The sequence below is a fragment of the Streptomyces sp. NPDC057099 genome (genome assembly GCF_042671245.1).
Taxonomy (GTDB): Bacteria; Actinomycetota; Actinomycetes; order Streptomycetales; family Streptomycetaceae; genus Streptomyces; species Streptomyces purpurascens.
On sequence record NZ_JBHUTX010000013.1, the window covers coordinates 133559 to 154041 of the forward strand.

At 74.0% G+C, this 20483-nt stretch carries 16 protein-coding genes; 4 read left to right on the forward strand and 12 right to left on the reverse strand.

All coding sequences use genetic code 11. The features are described 5' to 3' along the window. Positions 1 to 2: 2 nt before the first annotated feature. The 11 genes from ACFT4A_RS19315 to ACFT4A_RS19365 all read right to left on the reverse strand — a co-directional run bounded on the left by ACFT4A_RS19315 (position 3) and on the right by ACFT4A_RS19365 (position 11865). Positions 3 to 1199, reverse strand: a complete 1197-nt coding sequence (locus ACFT4A_RS19315; RefSeq protein ID WP_382831714.1) for an MFS transporter — start codon at positions 1197 to 1199, stop codon at positions 3 to 5. A 67-nt stretch (positions 1200 to 1266) separates the two neighbouring features. After that, positions 1267 to 2505 (reverse strand): acyltransferase family protein, encoded by a 1239-nt coding sequence (locus ACFT4A_RS19320; RefSeq protein ID WP_382831717.1) that lies wholly within the window; start codon positions 2503 to 2505, stop codon positions 1267 to 1269. Positions 2506 to 2958: 453 nt separating this feature from the next. Next, entirely contained in the window at positions 2959 to 3735 is a 777-nt protein-coding gene (locus tag ACFT4A_RS19325) for an alpha/beta fold hydrolase (protein ID WP_382831720.1), read from the reverse strand. A gap of 89 nt (positions 3736 to 3824) precedes the next feature. Further along, positions 3825 to 5096, reverse strand: coding sequence for an MFS transporter (locus ACFT4A_RS19330; RefSeq protein ID WP_382831723.1), 1272 nt, complete (start codon positions 5094 to 5096; stop codon positions 3825 to 3827). Continuing rightward, on the reverse strand, positions 5093 to 6142 hold the full coding sequence (locus tag ACFT4A_RS19335) for a zinc-binding dehydrogenase (RefSeq protein WP_382831725.1): 1050 nt from the start codon (positions 6140 to 6142) through the stop codon (positions 5093 to 5095). The genes ACFT4A_RS19330 and ACFT4A_RS19335 overlap by 4 nt, the downstream gene beginning before the upstream one ends. Beyond that, entirely contained in the window at positions 6139 to 6921 is a 783-nt protein-coding gene (locus ACFT4A_RS19340) for a sugar phosphate isomerase/epimerase family protein (RefSeq protein ID WP_382831728.1), read from the reverse strand. Before ACFT4A_RS19340 ends, ACFT4A_RS19335 begins: the two co-directional genes overlap by 4 nt. Continuing rightward, entirely contained in the window at positions 6918 to 8048 is a 1131-nt protein-coding gene (locus ACFT4A_RS19345) for an alcohol dehydrogenase catalytic domain-containing protein (RefSeq protein ID WP_382831730.1), read from the reverse strand. The genes ACFT4A_RS19340 and ACFT4A_RS19345 overlap by 4 nt, the downstream gene beginning before the upstream one ends. Then, positions 8045 to 9091 (reverse strand): ROK family protein, encoded by a 1047-nt coding sequence (locus ACFT4A_RS19350; RefSeq protein WP_382831732.1) that lies wholly within the window; start codon positions 9089 to 9091, stop codon positions 8045 to 8047. Before ACFT4A_RS19350 ends, ACFT4A_RS19345 begins: the two co-directional genes overlap by 4 nt. Before the next feature lie 11 nt (positions 9092 to 9102). Further along, on the reverse strand, positions 9103 to 9786 hold the full coding sequence (locus ACFT4A_RS19355; RefSeq protein WP_382831735.1) for an HAD-IA family hydrolase: 684 nt from the start codon (positions 9784 to 9786) through the stop codon (positions 9103 to 9105). A gap of 19 nt (positions 9787 to 9805) precedes the next feature. After that, positions 9806 to 10621 (reverse strand): SDR family NAD(P)-dependent oxidoreductase, encoded by an 816-nt coding sequence (locus tag ACFT4A_RS19360; RefSeq protein ID WP_382831738.1) that lies wholly within the window; start codon positions 10619 to 10621, stop codon positions 9806 to 9808. Then, on the reverse strand, positions 10618 to 11865 hold the full coding sequence (locus tag ACFT4A_RS19365; protein WP_382831740.1) for a sedoheptulose 7-phosphate cyclase: 1248 nt from the start codon (positions 11863 to 11865) through the stop codon (positions 10618 to 10620). Before ACFT4A_RS19365 ends, ACFT4A_RS19360 begins: the two co-directional genes overlap by 4 nt. Positions 11866 to 12097: 232 nt before the next feature. Here ACFT4A_RS19365 and ACFT4A_RS19370 point away from each other — a divergent pair, with 232 nt between their 5' ends. Further along, complete coding sequence (locus ACFT4A_RS19370) at positions 12098 to 12562, forward strand: hypothetical protein (RefSeq protein WP_382831743.1); 465 nt, start codon at positions 12098 to 12100, stop codon at positions 12560 to 12562. Further along, on the forward strand, positions 12559 to 13473 hold the full coding sequence (locus ACFT4A_RS19375; protein WP_382831745.1) for an NADP-dependent oxidoreductase: 915 nt from the start codon (positions 12559 to 12561) through the stop codon (positions 13471 to 13473). Before ACFT4A_RS19370 ends, ACFT4A_RS19375 begins: the two co-directional genes overlap by 4 nt. A 25-nt stretch (positions 13474 to 13498) precedes the next feature. Here the strand turns inward: ACFT4A_RS19375 and ACFT4A_RS19380 are convergent, their stop codons facing one another. Continuing rightward, positions 13499 to 14029, reverse strand: coding sequence for a hypothetical protein (locus ACFT4A_RS19380; protein ID WP_382831748.1), 531 nt, complete (start codon positions 14027 to 14029; stop codon positions 13499 to 13501). 257 nt (positions 14030 to 14286) lie between these two features. On the opposite strand from ACFT4A_RS19380, the gene ACFT4A_RS19385 reads away from it, so the two are divergent. Together ACFT4A_RS19385 and ACFT4A_RS19390 are read left to right on the forward strand one after the other, a co-directional pair. Next, positions 14287 to 17487: a tetratricopeptide repeat protein gene (locus tag ACFT4A_RS19385; RefSeq protein ID WP_382831750.1), complete on the forward strand. Its 3201-nt coding sequence runs from the start codon at positions 14287 to 14289 to the stop codon at positions 17485 to 17487. Between the two features lie 108 nt (positions 17488 to 17595). Further along, on the forward strand, positions 17596 to 20475 hold the full coding sequence (locus ACFT4A_RS19390; protein ID WP_382831752.1) for a hypothetical protein: 2880 nt from the start codon (positions 17596 to 17598) through the stop codon (positions 20473 to 20475). Positions 20476 to 20483: the final 8 nt, after the last annotated feature.

Sequence of the window (20483 nt, forward strand, 5' to 3'; positions counted from 1 at the left end):
GGTCACCTCTTGGGGGTAGGGACGGCGAGAGGGAGGGGGTCCGGCGTGCGGTCGGCCGGGGCGCGGCGGGCCGCACGGGCCAGGCCGAGCACGAGCAGCGCGCCCGCGGCGGTGAGCGCGGCGGCGCCGAGGGGCACGGCACGGGTGCCGAGGCCGGAGTCGATGAGGAGACCGCCGATCCACGAACCGAGCGCGGCGCCGAGCCCGAAGGCGGACATGTTGGCGGTCAGGGACAGCGTGGGCGCGTCGGCCGCCTCGGCCAGCACCTTGGCCTGGAGGCCGGGGATCAGGGCGAAGGTGGCGAGCGAGAACAGTACGAGGGCGAGCGCGCCGCCGGCCGGGTGCGGGGCGAGGAGCCAGGCGAGCAGGCAGACGGCCACCAGCGCCCAGGACAGCCGTCCCACGGCCCGGTCTACGCCGTGGTCCGCGTACCGCCCGCCGAGCAGATTGCCCACGATGGAGCCCACTCCGTAGGCGAGGAGCACGGCGGGCACCCACTGCCGGGAGAGATGGCCCACGCCGGTCAGCAGCGGCACCATGTAGGTGATCAGGGTGAACATGCCGCCGGAGCACAGCACGGTGGCGCCCACCGTGCCCCAGACGGCCGGACGGCGGAACACCCGCGCCTCATGAGCCGCCGACACGGTCGGGCGGGGGGTGTCGGGCACCCAGAGGAGGACGAGCACGATGGCCACCGAGGCCAGCGCCGCGACGATGCCGAACGGGGCCCGCCAGTCGTAGTGCTGGGCGAGGAAGGAACCCATGGGGACGCCGAGGACGGTGGCGAGGTTGATCCCTAGCTGGGTGGCGGCGACGGCGGCGCCGCCCTTGCCCTCCCCCACCATGGCGCCCGCGGTGACGACGCACACCGCCATGAAGGTGCCGTGCACGACCGCGGTCAGTACCCGGCCGGCCATCAGCACGCCGAAGCCCGGCGCCAGGGCGCAGACGACGTTGCCCAGGACGAAGACGGCCAGCAGGCCCACCAGCAGCGTCTTGCGGCGTACGCGTGTGGTGAGCGCGGTGACCAGCGGGCCGCCGACGACCATCGTCAACGCGTAGGCGGTCACCAGCAGGCCGGCCATGGCCAGGCTCACGGTGAGATCGGCGGAGAGATCGTCCAGCATGCCGCTGGGTGACAGCTCCGCGGTGCCGACACAGAAGATCGCGAGGATCAGGGCGGCGAGTCGGAACGGCATGAGTGTGTGCACCTTCGAGTCGTGCGGGAGGGACAGCGGGCGGCCGCCGGGCCCGGGGCGTCGCCGGTCAGGCGACCGCGGCGGCGGGGGCCTTGGCCCGCGGGCGGGCCCAGCGGCGTACCAGCGGCTTCTCGACCCAGGCGTACATCGCCCAGGAGACCAGGACCGACACGGCGCACTCGGCGACGACGAAGGCGGTCACGGCCCAGCCGGACTCCAGGCGGGCGCCGAAGAGGTCGCGCGCCTCGGAGAGCACGATGAAGTGGAGCAGGTAGAAGGCGAAGGAGACCTCGCCGAGCCAGACCATCGCGCGATGCCGGAAGGGGGTGGGCCGGCCCGACGCGTCCGCCAGCGCTCCGGCGGCGATCAGCAGGGCGCACGGTACGAGGCACACCGCGCGCTGGGCGAACAGGTACGGCACGCCCGGGAGTTCGGCGATCACGTAGCTCGCCGCAAGCAGCAGGCCGGAGGGAACGAGGCCGATGTCGCGCCAGCGGCCCAGCATGACGGCGCGGGCGACCAGGATGCCGAGCAGGAAGTCGAGCAGCCGGGCGGGCGGGAAGACGTAGGCGAACCAGAGGTGGAGGCCGGAGACGCCGGGTTCGTTCGACATGTAGACGTCGCCGGGCGGGATGAAGGTGGTGGCCAGCCAGGGCGTGGCGCACACGGCGGCGATGACACCCGCGATCCAGAACTTCAGCCGCTGCGGGGCGATCCGCCGGACTCCGGCGAACAGGGGCGGGAAGCAGAGGTAGAAGAAGACCTCGGTGGACAGCGACCAGCCCGGGGAGTTCACGGCGAAGTTGGTGGCGTAGTCCGGTACCCAGGACTGGAGCATGAAGAAGGTGGCCGCCGACTGCCACGGGGCCGTACCGGCCGCGATCAGCAGCATCGCGAGCGCCCAGGCGACGACGTAGTTGGGCACGATCTTGACGTACCGCCGGCGCCAGAACGAGGTCCGCGGGTCCCCGTCGCGGGCGGACCAGGCGAGGACGAAACCGCTGAGGAGGAAGAAGAACGTGACGCCCAGGCCGCCGGCCTGCTCGACCAGGCGGGCGAAGAGGGTGCCGTTCGCGTCGCCGGCCATGAGCCAGTGGGCGGGCAGGGAGAGGTGGAACAGGAAGACGAGCAGGGCAGCCGGGAACCGCATGCCGGTCAGGGAGGGCAGCCGGACCGCCGGGCCGCCGACACGGGGTGCGGCCGTGGGTTCTGCGGCCGTGGGTTCTGCGGCCGTGGGTTCTTCGCGTCTGAGTTCCGGAGGCGACGGCGGTATGAGTTCGGTCGGGGCGGTCTGGGGTGTGGCCATGGGCGGGCTTTCTTTGACGGGATGGGCTGGCGGGCAGTGCTGTTGGGGCGGGGCCGCGGGCGGAGCGGTGACGGTGACCTGGGGCGGCCCGGGCGGCTGAGGGCGGGTCAGGGCGCGCCGGGGCCACGGCCCGAGGGGGCGCGAGGGGCGCGGGGCGAGGGGGCCTGCCGGGGTCGGGGCCGGATGGGCAGGGCGCGCCGGGGCGGTTTAGCCGGGAAGGGCAGGCGGTGAGCGTTCGGCCGAGCGGGTCCGGGCCTAGCAGGGCCGGGCCTAGCGGGGCGGTTCAGCCGAGAAGGGCGGTTCAGCCGAGAGGGGCCGGCGAGGGTGGGAGGTGGCCGGCCGGGCTGGACCAGGGTGAGAAAAGGGAGAGCCGGTGAGGGCGGGCCCCGGGTGGGGCGGGCGGTGGGGCGGAAGGCGTCGGCCGGCCGCCCCGAGGGGTCCGTGGCGTCCGGGTCAGTCCAGGAACTTGCGGATGGCGTTCACCAGTTCCTCCGGCGCCTCGGCCGGCACCAGGTGGCCGCTCTCGATCTCCAGGTAGTCACTGCCCGGGATCGACTCGTGCAGCTCGCGGGAGTGGTCGACGGGCACGAGCTGGTCGTGACGGCAGCCGACCACCAGCGTGGGGACGCCGATCTTCGGCAGCAGCTCCCGGATGTCGGCGTCCAGGCCGAGCTCGATCTGCCGCAGCGTGCCCTCGTTGACCTCGGCGCCGCCCACGGCCGCGTCGAACCCCTCCTCGTCCAGGTTCGCCAGGAAGCCCGGGGTGAAGAGCAGCAGGCTGATGTAGTGCGAGTACAGCTCCGGGCTGAGGTCGGCCAGCCGGCGCCAGACGGTGAAGCCCAGGCGCTTGCGCAGGTCGTCGTTGCGCGCCCAGCCGGCCACCAGCACCAGCCGGCGGACCCGCTCGGGGCGGCGGGCCGCGGCCATCACGGCGATGAGCGCGCCGAGCGAGAAGCCCACGACGTCGACGGGCTCGTCGGTCGCCTCGTCGGCGGCGCCGAGCACCTGGTCGGCGAGCCGCTCCAGCGACAGCGGGCTGCCGTCGTCGACGGTCCCGCCGCTGCCCGCGTAGTCGGGGAGGATCACGGTGCGCCGGTCGGTGAACTCCTCCACCAGGTGACCGTAGTTGGTCTCGCCGGTGGCGCCGGTGCCGTGCACCAGGAGCAGACCGGGGCCCTGGCCCTCGGTGCGGTAGTGCACGGTCGCGCTGTCGACGGACGTCTGGGGCATCTCATTGCCTTCCTGCGTGGGGGGAGAGGGATCGGGACTGGAACCGACTCTATAAAAGCTTAGCTGCCACTATATAAGCAAGTTGATTTTCAGGAGTGCGTCGGTGCTTCGGCAGCGGGCACCGGGCGCAGTACCAGGACCGCCAGCAGCACCGCCGCCACGAGCGCGGTCGAGGTGACGGGCAGCCAGAGCGAGGAGTGGCCGAGCAGCGCTGCGCCCAGCGCCGAGCCGCCCGCGATCCCGATCTGAAAGCCGGTGACGTAGACCGAGGAGGCCCGGTCGGCGTCCTGGCCGGCCAGGCGCATCACGCCCGTCTGGAAGACGGGTCCGGCCGCGGCGAACGCGCCGCCCCACAGGGCGACGGCGGCAGCGGCCGCCGCGCCGCGCACGGCGGCGGAGCCCAGGGCCGGTGACAGCGCCAGCAGGGCGACGCCCGCGGCGAACACCCCGATGGTCACGACCGCCGTCCGCTGCGGAGCCGTGTCGTTGTTCCGGCCCGCCAGATACGTGCCCACGGCCCCGGCGAGCCCGAAGACCGCGAGCAGCGCGACCACGGCGCCGGAGGTGCCGGTGATGTCGGCGACGAGAACGGCGAAGTAGGTGTAGCTCAGGAAGTGCGCCGTGATGAGCACCACCGCCACGGCGCACAAGGTCAGTACGCGCGGCCAGTGCACGGCCCCTCGCGCGGTCTCCGGGGCGGTCGTCCCCTGCGGTTGCCCGGTCTCCTGCCGCGCGGCGTCGCGCGGCCGGAGGGCCCACACCAGTCCGACGGTCACGGCCACGGTCGCCGCCGCGAGGACCAGGGCCGTGGCACGCCAGCCGATCAGCTCGCCGATGAGCGTGGTCCCCGGGCTGCCGGCGATCGCGGCGAGCGTGGACCCGCCGAACACCGCCGCGGTGGCGGTGCCCACCCGCGACCGCGGCACCAGCGTGGCCGCGGCCGGGGCGATGAGCGACCACAGCACCCCGTGCGTCAGGGCGGCGGCGACCCGGCTGACCACCATCATGGAGAAGCTGGTCGCGGCTGCCGCGAGCAGTTCGGCGGCGACGAGGACGAGCAGGGAGACCACCAGCGCGGTGCCCCGGGAGACACGGGAGGCCAGCGCGACCGTCGGCACGGTGACGATCGCGGCGACCACGGCGTACCCGCTGATCAGCAGCCCCACCCGGCCGGCCGAGACGTCCAGGCTGCGGGCGATGTCCGCGATGAGCCCGACCGGGAAGACCTCGAAGGTGACGTAGACGAAGGTGGCGCTCGCCAGGACGGCCAGCCGCGCGGCGGTCGGCGCGTCGATCCGTTCCCTTTCCCGTTCCCGTTCCCTTTCCCGTTCCTTTTCCCGGGCCACTTCCGTGCCGCTCATACGGCGGACGCCGGGTCGTCGGATGCGCCGAGCGCCGGGCCGAGCCGGACGAGGACCTTGGGGCGGCTCCGGTTCCCGTCGGTGAGACGGGCGAAGGCGGCGTCCAGTTCGTCCAGCGGGAAGACCCGGTCGACGAGGGCGTCCAGGTTCACCGCGCCCGACTCGACGAGGCCGACGAGCCGGTCCCAGTAGCCGATGCCGGACAGTACGCCGTGCAGCGTCACGTCCCGGATCACCAGGCCCGCCGCGTCGAATCCGTCCACGGCGTGGTGGGGGGTGCCCAGCTGGGCGATGCGTCCGCCCGCCGCGACCAGGCGGACGGCGGAGCGGACCGCCGCCTCGTTGCCCGACGCCTCGATCACGGCGTCGTAGGCCTCCTCGTCCGCCGCGCCCGGGCCGGCCTGGGCGCGCAGGCCCAGCTCGGCCGCCAGCTCCCGGGCGGCGGGCTGCGGGTCGAGGACGACGGTGTCCGCGCCGCTCGCGCGGGCCGTCTGCGCCGCGGCGAGTCCGAGCGTGCCCGCGCCCAGCACCGCGACCCGGTCGGAGGCGGTCACGGCGAGCCGGTCCACGGCGTGCACCGCGGCGGCGGTCGGCTCCAGCAGGGCACCCGCCGCGTCGGACAGGGCGTCCGGAATCCGGGTGAGGGTGTCCACCGGCACGGTGATCAGCTGCGCGCCGGCGCCCGGGCGGGGGCCGAGCACACCGATCTCGCTGCGGTCCGGGCAGGAGCGGACGCGTCCGGCGCGGCAGTGTGCGCACGTGCCGCAGCCGCGGAAGTTGTGGCCCGACACGCGTCGGCCGAGCAGTTCCGGGTCAGTTCCCGGGCCGGTCTCCACGACGGTGCCGATCCACTCGTGGCCGAGGACGAAGGGGTAGCTCTTCAGCCCGTCCCGCAGGTAGTTGCTGCTGCCGTCGAAGAAGCCGAGGTCGGTGCCGCACAGCCCGAGCAGGCCCACCCTGACGAGGACTTCGCCGGGGCCGGGTTCGGGCGGTGCGGTGTCGGTGACCGACAGGGTGCGGGGGGCGATGAGCCGGATGGCTTTCATGGTGCGTCCTTCGGGTGACGGGTTTCGGCCGCGCGGCGGCACAGTGCGATGTCCTCGCGCAGACGGTCCGGGGCGTCCCGGTAGTCGTTCTCCACCAGCACCGAGCGGGCGCCGGAGCGGCGCAGCAGGGCCGGGAGGCCGGCGGTGGGGAAGGGCGTACGGGAGCCGTCCTTGATGTGCGGGTCCGGCAGCAGCAGCCCGGCTCCCCCGACCAGTTCGGCGAAGGCGAGCGGCCGATGCCCCGCGTCGAGCAGGTTGCCGGTGTCCAGGACCAGGCGCAGGGCCGGATGGTCCACCGCCCGGGCGAGCTCCAGGGAGTCGTGCGGGCCGAGCGGCGACTCGTAGGCGACCAGCAGGTCCGCCCTGGCCAGCCGCTCGCACAGGCCGCGCAGCGCCTCGGCCGTCCCGGCGCGCAGGGAGGCGGTGACCGGCAGGCTCCGTCGGAACCCGGGCACGTGCAGTACGGCGACACCGAGCCGTCGTGCGCAGTCCAGGGCCCGCAGCAGGAGGTCGACGGCCGCCGGGTCGGGGGTGCCGTCCTCCCGCGCCAGGCCGATGTCGTTGAGGTGGTTGACGGCGAGCACGGGCACCGGGATCTCCCCGGCGGCCGCCTCGGCCGCCCGCAGCGCGATGGGGTCGCTCAGCGGCGGCCCGCGGTGGGCGCCGCCGTAGTCCAGGTGCAGTTGGTCGGCCCCCGCCGCGACAGCGGCCCGGGCCGCCGCCCGGCGGTCGGTGCCGATCCGCCACTGCGGCGCGGCGACGGCGATCGACGCGGTCATGACTTGCTCCCGATACGCACGGCGGCCTTGAGCACCCGGCGCCCGCCGGCCCTGCGCGTGGAAGAGGTCAGCACGGTGTTGACGAGATCTGCGGCCTCCTCCAGGCCGACCTGGTGGGTGAGCGCCTCCTCGCCGAGGGCCGGGGTGGTGCGCAGCAGGTCGACCGCCTGCCGCAGATGGTCACCGGAGACTCCCCGGTGGCCGCAGAGCAGGAGCCTGCCGTGCGGGCGGGTGAACTCCTCGACCTTCGGAGGCCAGGGCGTGCCGCCGCAGTTGGCCGCGCGGATCGCGGCGGCGTCGATGTCGCCGGCGGTCAGCGGGACCGGCCCCGAGGGCACCCCGGCGTGCAGGTCGACCAGGAGCGTGCCCGGTACGTACCGGTCCAGGGTGGTCAGTGCCTCGCGGGTGCCGGTGCGCGGTGTGGCGATCACGGCGACGACCGGCGAGGGCAGGCCGGCGAGCAGCCCGGGAAGACCGGCGGCGCGCGGGTCGGTGGCGTCGTCGCCGTGCCCCACGAGCAGGGTGTGCAACCCGGGCCGCTCCGTCAGCCACAGGTCGCGTGCGAGGCGACCTACGATGCCGTCTCCCCAGACGACCAGGGCCGCCGGGGTCAGGGTGTGGCGTGCGATGCGGGCGCCGTACAGGGCGGAGGCGAGCGGTTCCGCGAGCGCGGCCACGCGCGGTCGCGCGGCGTCGGCGGGCACCGGGACGACCAGTCCGGCGCGTACGGCCGTGGCGGGGATGCGGGTGCGCTCCGCCCACAGGCCGGGGAGGTTATGGCCGAGCAGGAAGGACGCGTCGTGCGGATGCGTGGGGTTCACGGTGACCGGCGTGCCGGCCGGCAGCCCGGACTCCCCCGGCTCGACCACATACGCGACGCCCTCGTGTCCGAGGACGGGGCTGGGGTCGTCACGCAGGCCGCGCAGGATCTGCCAGTCGGTGCCGCAGATGCCCACGGTCGTCGGTGCCAGCAGCATGTCGCCCGGGTCGAGGCGCGGTGTGCGCACCTCGGCGACGTCGACCAGGGTGCGGCCCGAACGGTCTGCCGTCCGGCGGACCAGGGCGCGGTGGGTCGCACCGGTGACCGGCCGACCTACGACGCTCATCGTCTCGCCCGCGGCGCTCATCGACTGACCCCCGGTATCCAGTCGCCGACGCGTCGTACTCCGCGCAGCGGGTCCACCTGCCCTGGTTCGCAGAACACGAGCCGGTCGTCGAGCCAGGCGTCGTCGCGCCCCCGGTCGGCGTAGGAGGTGGCGGTGGTGAGGCGGCGGCGGATCTCGGCCGCGTAGGGGGCGGCGAGTCCCTCGGCCACTCCCCCGCCGATCCCGATCAGGTCGAGGTGCGGGTCGAGGCACCACAGGGTGCGCAGCAGCTGGGCGACCGGGGCGACGCACAGCTCCAGCAGCCGGCGGGCGCCGGGGTCGTCCGACGCGAGGGCGCCTGGGAGCCAGTCGGCGACCTGCGGGGCGGCGGGAAGTCCGAGCCGCCGGGCCGCGCGGACGAGGCCCGGCCCGGAGGCGACCGAGGCGAGATGGTCCGTCTGGCCGCACTCGCAGGACAGCCCCGCGAGGACGTCCGCGCCGGGGTCGGTGAGCGGGACCGGCAGATGGCCGACCTCTCCCTGCAGTCCCCAGGCGTCGACGGGGATCCTGGTCCGCTCCAGGTCCGCGATGCGCAACGCGATGCCGCTGCTGACGGTCAGATAGGCGACCCGGCGGGTACCGGGCCGGGCGTGCACGGCGGCGAAGTCCAGCAGCGCGGCGGTGACGTCGTTGACGAGGTGCCAGGTGACGTCGGGCCGGCGCCTTCGCAGATCGGCGGCGAGATCGTACGGGGCGGCCTCGTCCCCCCACAGCGGGGCCGATCCGTAGACGGTCCCGGTCAGATGGTCGATGGCCGCGCCGAAGGACAGGGCGGCACGGGCACCGGCCGGAACCCGGTCGCCGAGCAGCTCCACCATGTCCGCCCGCAGCCGGGCGGTGGAACGGTCCGGATGGCGCAGACGGCTCGGCGAGGGCACCCGCTCCACCGGCGCGTCAGCCCCACCGACGCGCATCCGCACCCAGGTGCCACCGATGTCCGCCGCGAAGGTGGCGGCCGGTGCCGTGGGGCTGGCCCGCCGGCCCTCAGAGGCACCCCGCCCCACGGCAACACCCTCGAGCGGCATGACACCCCGGCTCACAGCCCCACCACCGCCCCCGCAGCGACCGGCTCGGGTACGTCCAGGGTCACCCCGGCCCGCCCCGGCTCCGGCGCGGCGACACGGAATCCGCGGAAGTCGGCCCAGCGCGGGGCCACGTCGTCGTAGGCGTCGAGGCCGCCGATGACCACGGTGTGCCCGCAGCCGGCGAGTCCGGCACGCACTCCGGCGCCGGAGTCCTCGACGACGACGGCGTCCTCCGGCGCGCAGCCGAGCGCGGCGGCGGCACGCAGATAGCCCTCGGGGTCCGGCTTGCCGTGGGTCACGTCGTCGGCGCTCACCAGGAGCCGGGGCAGCGGAAGCCCCGCCGCCGCCATCCGCACCTCCGCGAGGCGGCGGCCGGCGGAGGTGACGACGGCCCAGGCGTGCGGCGGCAGCGCGGTCAGCAGCGCCCGGGCGCCGGGGACCTCCGTGATGCCGGTGGTCTCCGACTCCTCGTGCGCGACGAGGCGCCGGGTCTCCTCGGCCGCCCGGCCGGGGTCGGGGAGGAAGTGGCGCACGGTCTCCCGGGTGGGGCGCCCGTGGGCGAAGGCCAGCACCTCCGTGAGATCGAGCCGGTGCCGTTCGCAGAAGCCGGCCCAGGTGGCCTCGACCAGCGCGGTCGAGTCCACGAGGGTGCCGTCCATATCGAACAGCAGTGCTGCCGCGTGCAGTTGAGGCAAGGGTTGCTCCTGGGAAAGGTCACTGGGAAAGGGCGGCGGGCGGACGCGACTGGGACACCGGAAGGTCCTCGGCGACGGACGACCAGGTGGTGTCCTGGTGCACGACGAGCGCGTCACCGGCGTACGGCACGCCCCGGGTACGGGCGAGCTCGGCGGCCAGCGGCGCGAACGTGGCCGGGGACATGTAGCCGCTGTAGTCGAAGTCCGCGGACCGGCGGGCCCTGATACCGGGGCTGTCCACCATGCCGGCGGGCAGCGCCTGCACGAACGTCGTCTCGGCGGGGTCGATCTCCTGGGCGACCGACCGGATCAGCGAGTCGGCGGCGGCCTTGGTGGCGGCGTAGCCCGAGCGGTTGGGACCGGCGTTGTAGACGACCTCGGACGAGATGTGCAGGAACAGGCCGGGGCCGGCCGCGCGCAACGCCGGGAGCGCCGCGCGCAGCGCCCAGGACAGGCCGTGCACGTTGATCGCGAACTGGTCCAGCCAGTCGGCCTCGCTCACCCGGGTGAACGGCTCGCGCCGGGCGGTGAAGTAGACGGCGGAGTAGCAGGCCAGGTCCACCCGCTCCGGGATCCCCGTACGCAGCGCCTCCTTGGCCTGCTCCGGGTCGCGGAAGTCGAGCCGGTGCCAGATCAGCCGGTCGCCGCCGTCACCGGCGGGCCGGCTGCGGCTGAAGACATGGGTCTCGATGCCGGACGCGGCCCAGGCGTCGGCGACGCCCCGCCCGATCCCGGTCGATCCGCCGATCACCACGGCCCGTTCGGGCCTGGGCACAGAGGTGCGATCGAGGATGCTCGCGGGGGTGCGCTCGGGAATGCGCGCGGGGGTGCTCACGCGCCCACCAGGGCCTCGGCCGGAGCGTCGAGTGCCGTTCCCGTGGCCGCGCCCCGGGCCCGGCGGCGCAACAGCTCCGTCGCCGCGCGCAGTTCGGCGGGTTCGACGTCGTTGACGAAGCGGTGGCGCCCGATGCCGACCGGCAGCGGCAGCCGCTGGTGGCCGTCGCGGTGGCGCACCGTGTCGCGCAGCGCCTCCTCCAGCAGGCTCGGGTCGTCCAGCACGTCGTTCCACAGCGGCAGCCCGAGTGCCTGGATGACGGAGAAGATCCGGTCGGCCTGCGCCTGGCTGACGTCACCGCGCAGGGCGCTCAGCGCCGTGGTGAGCGCCATGTCGATCACGACGGCCTCGCCGTGCAGCAGCTCGGGGAGGGCGTGCATCTCGATGGTCGGGCTGAAGGTGTGGCCGTAGTCCACGCAGCGCTCCAGCGCGGACTCCCACAGGTTGGGCTGCAGTTCCTCGAGCATGAGGTGGATGGACTCGGCGACGATGGCGTCGGCGGCCTGGGCGAGGTCGCCGGTGGAGCCCTGGAAGCGGTCCGCCCGCACCTCGGGGCCGCGCGTCTCCAGCAGCTCGAACAGCTCCTCGGAGCGGATCAGCGCCATCTTCAGTATCTCGGCCAGGCCGTTGCTGATGTGCCGCAGGTCCAGGCTGCTCAGGAAGGAGCGGTCCAGGAAGGTGGCCGTGGCCGCCGCGTACGTGCCCAGCCGGTTCTTGCCGGTGTCGTAGTTGACCCCGGTCTTGACGCCGACTCCCGCGTCGACGAGGCCGATCAGCGTCGTGGGGATACGGATGTACGGGGTGCCCCGCCGGTAGAGGCTCGCCGCGAATCCGACGATGTCGGTGAGCACTCCGCCGCCGATGGCGATGACGGGCTCACGGCGGCGGTCGATGCCGAAGTCGTTCATCGCGTCGACGACCCGGGAGACGGCGTCCCACTGCTTGACAGTCTCGTCGGCCCGCAGGGCGAGCACCGTGATCTCGATGCCGTGGAAGGCGAAGAACTCGCGGATCCGCGCGCCGTGCAGCGCGTCCACGTTCTCGTCGATGACGACGAGCCGCCGCTCACCGGCGCGCAGCGGGGTGTCCGGGCAGCCGGTCAGCAGCGTGGTGTTGTCCGGCGAGAAGAGGTGGTCGGAGCTGACGACGTGGTACCGCACCTGGCGTACGGCCTCGATCGTCCAGGCCGGACCGTCGTCCATGGCCAGGCGGAGCCCCTGGGTGAACTGAGTACCGCTATGCATGTCCCCTCCGAAGATCTGGTGCCACATCACTGAACAGAAGGCAGGTTTATCGGCACTGCGTCCAATATAGTAGCAGCGTGACCCGCTGGGTGCCGCAGTGCTACGCTCGTGATCAAGGAGACGAGGTTGTCGGCGCACGGGGGAGCGCGCTGCGCGCACCCGTCGGACAGAGCCGCCCGACGCATTGCCTCCGCCCCCCTGAGTCGCCGGAGCCTTAGGAAGGTCGACCCGCATGGCCACGCTGGCAGAACGCCTGAATGCCTGGTTCGCGGATGCCGCCACGGCCAATGCCGTGGGCCGCCTGCGTGAACCGACAACCTCCGAGGTCGCCCAGGCGATCTCGCAGGACCCGAGCCACGACGTCACCATCTCCCGGAGTTATCTGACGGCGTTGCGCAACGGCTCGCAGACCAACCCGACGGTGAGTGTGCTCTCGGCGATCGTGCGCTACTTCCAGTCCCGGGAGATGACCCTGCCGGTGTCGGTGAGCGCCCTCATCTCCGAGGCCGCGCCGCCCGCCGCCGTCCAGGAGGAGAAGGACGAGTGGGCCGAGGCGCTCTCCGACCGGCAGGTGCGCTCGATCGCGATGCGCGCCGGCCGGCTCACGCCGGAGATGCGTGAACAGCTTTTGTCGATCATGGACGTCCTGGACGACCCGAAGTCCACGAGGTCCGGCAGCGAGGAGGACGACGTATGAGGGCCGTCTGCATGTCACGGACCGGCGGACCGGAGGTGCTGGAGGTCCGGGACGTGCCGGAGCCCGAGGCCGCGGAGAGCCTGGTCGTGATCAGGACGGCCGCCACCGCCGTCAACCCCGTGGATCTGGCGACCCGTTCGGGCCAGATACCCACCTCCCTGCCCGCCGTCCTCGGCTGGGACCTGGCGGGCACCGTCGAGCACGCCCCCGAGGGCTCCGCCTTCCGGCCCGGCGACCGCGTCCTGGCGATGACCGCCCAACTGGGCACGGGCGTGGGCAGCATGGCCGAGTACGTCGCCTTCGATCCGCGCTACGTCGCACACGTCCCGGACGGAATGACGCTCACGGACGCCGCCGCGCTGCCCCTGGCGGGCGTGACCGCGGTGCAGTTGCTGCGCCGGACCCCGGAGCGCCACGGCAAGCGGATCCTGCTGATCGGCGCCCAGGGCGGCGTCGGCGGTCACCTCGCGGCCCGCCTGCTCGACGAGGCGTCGGCCCGCACCGACCTGCTCGTCCGGCCCGCCGACCGGGCCGCGTGGCAGGAGCGGCGGGCGGGACGCCCCGCCGAGGGCGTAGTGCTCACCGACCCCTCGCAGGCCGAGGCCGGGGCCTACGACATCGTGATCGACGCCGGCGGCGCACCCGGCCTGATCGAGGCCGTACGCCCCGGGGGCGCCTTCCTCACCATCACCCCGTTCAGCGCCCCGGACCCGGACTCCCGCCCCGACGTGGCGTACACCCTGATCGGCGTGGAGCTGGACCGGGACGACCTGGTGAGCGTGGCCGAGGCCGCGGCCCGGGGAACCGTCCCGGACCAGGGGATCACCGTGCTCCCCTTCGAGGAGGCGGCCGAGGCCCACCGCCGCCTGGAACAGGGCGGCTTCCGCGGCAAGCTGGTGCTGGTCCCTTAAGGGCCTCCGGGACCTTCAGGGACGTTCACGTCAGCCCGTTCTCGAAGACGAGGCTGCCGTGGACGGAGGGCCGCCACGGCTCGTCCAGACCGTAGCGCTGTGCCTGCCGCTGCATCGACATCGCCTGGTGCATGAGCGTGGACGCGACGATCTCGGCGTCCCGCTCGTCCCGATCGGAGTAGCAAGTGCGCCACTGCGGCTGCTCGGGCCGTGCACCGGCGAGGTCGTAGGCGACGATGTGGCCGACCTCGTGCAGGATGATGTGCTGCTGGTGCGCCCTGGTGGTCTTCGCCTGGTAGACGATGACGTCCTCGTCCTGACGGGAGAGCAGGATCCCGAAGGGGCCGTCGGCGGGCAGATCCCACTTCAGAAGCCTGATGGGGGTGCCACGCTGCTCGGCCAGTAAGGCGCAGAGCGTGGTCACGCCGAGCGGCAGCGGAGGCGCGAGTTCCCGCATCAGCCGACGGCTGTGCGCTCTCAACTCGGCGTCTCTGCGCCGGTCCTCGAAAGCCGCCGGGAAACGCCCCGCCCCACGCCGGAACAGCCTGCTGAACACCTGACCCCCTGTGTTTCACGACGTCAACGCACGGACCGCATACGACGCACCGTTGAGCCAGAGCAGGCCGGTACCCAATCTACGCCCCCGGGCCCCGGCCCGTCCGCCGGGCCCACGCACCCCTGCGGGCCCGGCCCTTCACACCATCGGGCCACGCACGCCCTCTCGCCCCGATGCGCCGTCCACCGCACACTTGACCAAGAAACGACCGTGGGCATGAGCAGGGGCACACCGGTGCCGCCGAAGGGGGACGTGACATGCGGGACAGTCATCGGGCGGAGGCCGAGGGGCTGTTGGCACGGGCCGTGGAGGAGGAGGTACGGCGGACCGGCGGGCGCAGCGACGGAAAGGTGCTGCTCGCGCGGGCACGCGGGGGACTCGACGGGATGGCGCGGAGCGCGGCCGAGGAGTACGAGGCCTACACGCGCGCCCTGGACGAGGCGGCGGCCGGACAGCTCACCTTCGGGCAGCGGTACGCCCGGGAGGGCGCCGGGACTCCGCTGCTGGTGGCCGGGGTCGCGGCGGTCGCGGCCGTCGTCGCCGACATGTCCCTCGGCACCAGCACCGGGACGGCGCTGGGCGCGGGCGTGGCCGTCGGGGTCGTGGGCGCCGCGGCGACGGTCGTCAAGGTGGTCGGCTCCCATCTGCCGGCCGCGCACCACCGCGCCGGGGCCGTGAGCCAGCCGGGCGGTCCCGAACAGCTGCGGCTGCAGTGGCTGACGGCGCTGGAGGTGCGGGGCATCCGGCCGTTCCTCGACCAGCAGCGGGTGCTCGCCGCCTCCACCGGGCCGAAGAAGACCGGGCCGCGGCTGCGGGGCGCCGACAAGAGCGCGGCGGCGCGCGGGCGCAATGTGCTGGAGCAGTCCTTCGCGCAACTCCCGGATCCGGCGGAGCCGTTCGCGGGGCGGCGACCGGAGCTGGCGCAGATCCGGCAGTGGGTGCAGGCGGCCCGCGCGAGCACGGAGACCCGGCCGACGGTGGTCGTCCTGCACGGCACGCCCGGCAGCGGCCGTACGACGCTCGCGGTGCAGGCCACACACGAGCTGCGGGACTACTTCCGCGGCGCCTGCGTCGTCGACCTGCGCGCCGAGGGCCCGGCCGGGTCACCGCTGTCCACCCGAGACGCCCTGCTGCATCTGCTCAACCGGCTCGGCGCGCCCCGGGAGCAACTGCTGTTCCGTGAGCGCTCCTCCCCCGACCAGCAGGTCAAGCGGCTGAGCGAGCTGTACCACCAGCATCTGACCGGCCTGCCCGTCACGATCGTCCTGGACGACGCCTCGGACGCCGAGCAGATCCGCGCCCTGGTCCCGGAGCGGTCCGACAGTCTGGTGCTGGTGACCGCGCGGGGGCCGCTGGAGCCGGCCGAGCTGCCCGCGCGGGTGCATCAGCTGGCGGTGGAGCCGCTGGACGCGGCGGGTGCGGAGGAACTGCTGGGCGCGGCGGCGCAGGACCGTTCCGGGCCGTACGACGCCGAGTCCGCCGACCAGGTCCGGGAGCTGTGCGGCGGGCTGCCGCTGGCGCTGCGCATCGTGGGGTCGTGCCTCGGCCCGCGCTCCCCGCGCGCGCTGGCCACGGACCTCGGCGCGTACGGCCCGGTCGAGCCGGTGGAGCGCGCCCTGTGGCTGCGCTACACCGACCAGTCGGACACCGTACGGCGGCTGCTGCGCCGGCTGGCCCTGGCCGGCCGGGCCTCGCTCGGCGCCGCGGCGGCCGCCGCGCTGCTGGCCACCGACGAGACGGAGGCCAAGCGCCATCTCCAGGCCCTGACCCGCGCGGGCCTGATCGACCACGTCCGGGGCGACCGCTACCGGCTGCACGACCTGGTCCGCGCCTTCGCCCAGGCCCGCCTCCTCGACGAGGAGGAACCCGCCGAGCGCACGGCGGCGCAGGAACGGCTGATCGTGAACTACGCCGAGCTGGCCGACTCGGTGCTGCGCATGGTCGACGGCAACATGTCGACCCGCACCAACCGCTTCAGCCCGTACGGCTTCACCTCCCTCGACGAGGCGCTGCGCTGGCTGGACGACGAGTCGAGCTTCATCACGGCGGCGCTGCGGCACGCCGAGGGCGTGAACCAGGCGGCGGTCCTGAACCTCCTGGGCGCCCTGTGCGACTACTGCCTGCTGCGCGGCGACCTCTACCGCCTGGGCGAGATCAGCGAGCTGGCACAGGCCGTGGACGAGGGACTGCTCGTCCGCTCGGTGCAGTGGCGCACCGGCATCGCGGCACGGCAGCTGGGCGAACTCGACAAGGCCCGCACCACGCTCGCCTCGGTCGTCGACCTCTACCGGGAGGCCCACCACGACGCCGGTGCCGCCCGGGCCCTGTGCTCCCTCGGCATCACCCTGCACCACCAGGGCAATCTGACGGAGGCGTCGGCGAAGCTCCGCGAGGCCCTGGCCCTGCAGTCCTCCGCCGAGCTGGCGACGGACCGGGCGTGGACGATGCACGCCCTCGCGGCGGTGGAGCGGGACCGCGCCCGGGTCGCCGAGGCCCTGGACCTGCTGACCGAGTCCCTGGTCCTGCACCGCGCCGGCGAGTCCGTGCACGGCCAGGCGTGGGCCCACTTCCAGCTCGGTCAACTGGGCCTGCGCATGGGCGACGTCCCGCGCGCCGAGTCCGAACTGCGCGCGGCCCTCGACCTCTACGGCCGTACCCGAGACGCCCGCGGCGAGGCCTGGGCCCTGACCCAGCTGGCCCGGGCCCTGCTGGTCGCCGGCGACGCGTCCCCGGCCGTGGAGGAACTGCGCGGCGCGGCCGCCCGGCACCGCGACAACGAGGACGCCCGGGGCGAGGCCTGGACCCTCTACTACCTCGGCCAGGCCCTGGAGGAGACCGGCAACCTCGACCAGGCGGTCCGCGAACTCGAACGCTCCCGCACGATGTTCTCCCGCATGCGCGACGTCTACGGCCTGGCCTGCGCCCGCCACCACTCGGCCCGCGCCACCCGCGACCAGCGCGCCGCCCAGACCGGCTCCCTGCGCAACTCCGGCTTCGCCCGCCAGCTCCTCGTCGACGCCCGCGCCGACTTCCAGCGCATCGGCGTCGCCCACGGCGAGGCGTGGACCTGCCTGGAACTGGCCGTCGTGGACGCGGGCAACGCCCGCACCCAGCAGGCCCTCGCCCTCTGCGAGGAGGCGACGGCCCTCTTCACGTCCTACGGCGACCGCCGCGGCGAGGACTGGGCCCGCTTCCTGCGCTGCACCCTCCTGCCGTACGCGGCCCCGGGCGGCGCGGAGGTCGGCACGGCCGTCGCCCAGGAGGAACTGGCCCAGCTGTCCCGCGCGGGCCATCCCCTGCGGGACGAGAAGCTCGACGAGTACATCGACGCCTGGGGGCTGCTGCTGGAACGGGGCGTGAGCCTGGAGTCGGGGTGGCAGGCGTGGGGGCTGGGGATGACGCCGAGCCGGCATGCGCGGGAGGTGATGGGGGTGGCGGTCTCGGCGGCACGGGGGTGAGGCGGGCCCTTACGGGTCATTGTCGGACGTTTCGCTGACGGCCGGACCTGGGGACTGCAACCGTTGACGGACAGTACCGATGGAGGCGGGCCGACGGGGGGGAAGCCATTGGGACAGGACCCGCGCGATCCGACACCGCCTCCGACGTTCGGGGGATTCTTCGGGCGGGCGGACGAAATCCGCCGCATCGGGACGTGGCTGGAGCTGCGCACAGCCCCGCCCCCGCCGTCCGGCCGCAGCCTCCCCACCCTGATGGTGCTGCACGGCCCGGCAGGCGTCGGCAAGTCCGCCCTGGCCGCCCAGGCCGTCCACCGGCACGCCGTAAGCACGCACTGGATCTCCCTCTACGACGCCACTCCCGCGGACGTGGAACCCACACTGTTACGGCTGCTCGGCGAGAGCGGCGGGTCACGCGCCGCCATCGTGGGGGCGGCCCTGGGCGACGACCGCGCGTTCCGGCGCGCCCTGCGCGGCGAACTCACCCGGCAGCTTCGCGACCGCCTCGTCGTCCTGGACGGAGCCGCGCCCCCGGTGGTGCGGGGCATGCTGCCCTTCCTGCGTGACTGTCGCGGCCTGGCGGTGCTCGTCACCTCACGGAAGGAGGCCGGCTGGCGGCGCATCGGGGCCCGGCTGCTCGCCGTCGATCCCCTGGGTCCCGAGGCGAGCATGGATCTCGTCGCCCGGATGGCGACCGGAGCGCCCTGGAGAGGCCGCGACACCTGGTACGGGCTCGCGTCCTGGCCGGGCGCTCTGGTCAGAGCGGCGCAGGGGTTGCCCGCGCTCGCCCGGATCGCCGGCTTCTTCATCGCCAACAGGATGGCGCCGCCGCGACCGGGGCCGCGACCGGGCGAGTCGGGGCCCCAACGGCTCGTGCGACTGGCCTTGGACGACTGCACGACCGATCAGCGGGCGCTGCTGAGACGTCTGGCGGCGCGGAACTCCGGGGCACCGTTCACCCAGCGCACGGCGGAGTTGCTCTGCTCGCTGGACGGCGACCCGAGCGACGTGCGCTCCGTGCTGGGCGGCCTGCTCGCCAAGGAGCTGGTACAGCGGTGGAGCAGCGACGGAACCTTCTGCGTTCCCCAACCGGTGGCGGACGTCGTCCGGGCGGTGGAGCCGGGGCCCTCGGTAGAGATCGTCACGGCCTTGTGGGCGGAGCGCTCCCTCCAAGGCGCCGCCGTCGCCCTGGACGGCAGGCCCCTGCCCGAGCACCACATCGGCCCTTCACCCGAAGGACTCGCCCCTCGGGAACTCGACCTGCCGGAACTCCTCCCCCACCTGGACGAGTTCCTGTCCCTGCTCGCCAACAGCGCGCACCGGGGGCGACAGGAGGACGCGATCGCGGACGGCCTGGCCCTGCTGCTGGCCGTCCTCGGTGACGCGCACCGGCTCGTGGCGCTGCACCGGCTGTGGCCCATCCTCTCCGTACGCCGGGCGCTCAGCTCGCTCGCCGCCGATCTGGGCCTGCCGGAGCAGGCCGGAGCGCTGTACGACACCGACAAGTGGAGCAACCCGGACGCCATCCATCACGCCGCCGCCCTCTGCCATCAGTCAGGGCGGCTGACCGAGGCGCTGAGGCTGCTGGACGGGCTGCTCGGGAACGATGCCCGCCCCGACGACCGGCACACGGCCTGGGCGCTGCTGGTCCTCGGGGCCGTCCGGTGCGACCAGGGCGAGGTGGCGAAGGCCGAGCAGGCGCTTCTGCGGGCGGCCGCCCTGCACCGGGCCTCGGGGTGTAGGCGCGGGCTCGGCTGGACGCTGCTGCACAGTGCCCGGGTGTGCCTGCTGAGCGGCCGGGACACCGAGGCCGGCCGCCTGCTCGACGAGGCCGACGCGTTGCTGCTGTCCGTCGCGGACACCCGCGGTGGGAACTGGGTCATGACGGGGCGGTTCCGGCTCGCGCTGCGGCGCGGCCGGCCGGAGACCGCCGATGAACTGGGCCGGCAGGCACACGCACAGCACCAGCGCGCCGGGGACGTCCGCGGAGCGGCGTGGACGAGCCTGTACCGGGCCGTCGCGGATCTGGAACGGGACCTCCACGGTGCCCGCGGGTCGCTGGCGCATGCCGCGCGGCTCTTCCGGGAGTGCGGAGACGGCCTGGGCAGCGCCTGGGCGGAGCACCGGACCGTTCTCCTGCCCTCCGCCCGCTACGAGTCCCATTCGGCCTCTGTACTGGTGTCGCTGGGGCCCGTCTGGGCGCGGTTCGGGGAGATGGGATGCCCCCTCGGGACGGCGTGGACCGAGCTGGAGATGGTGGCCCGCCGCAGGCCCAGCGGCCTCAACCTGCCGCTCCTGGACTCGGCGGAGGAACGCTTCCGGGCCCTCGGAGACGTGTACGGCCTGGTGTGGACGGCCACCGTCCGGGCCGCGACACTCGACCACCTGCGCGGGGACGGTCCGCGCGTGGTCGGGTCCCTTCTCGCCCCCTTCCCGCGCGACATCCCGATCCCGGACCCGCAGAGACTGATGCGGGACATCACGCGGTTCTGGGAGGCCGGGGGTGTGCTGGGAGGCCGCACCATCCCCTCCCACGCCCGTGACACCGTCGCCGTCCGCCACAGCGGCCCCTGGTTCCTGGACGTGCCCGGCCCCGCCGGCCCCCACTGCCGCGTCCGCGTCACCCTGCTCGACGACACCCCCGCCGAGGACACCACCGCCCGCCTGCTCCTGCGGGTCTCCCCCGAGGACGGCCACCCCTGGGGAGCCTCAGGGGCGGACCGGCCCTGGCTGATGGTGACGGCCGCGCCCCTCACCCCGGCATCCGTCGACCCCGCCAGCTCCCTCCTGCGCCCCTCGGAACAGGCCGCGCACGGCGCCGAGTTCACCTTCACCGCGCATCGCACCGGCACCCACCGCATCCGCTTCACCATCGCCCTCGAACGCACCGGGACGGTCCTGCAGCAAGTGGAAACAGAACTCGACATCCTGGATCACGACGAGCACGGCGGGCTGTCCTCGCCCGAAGCCGTCACGCACCGAGGCCGCTAGGAACGCCC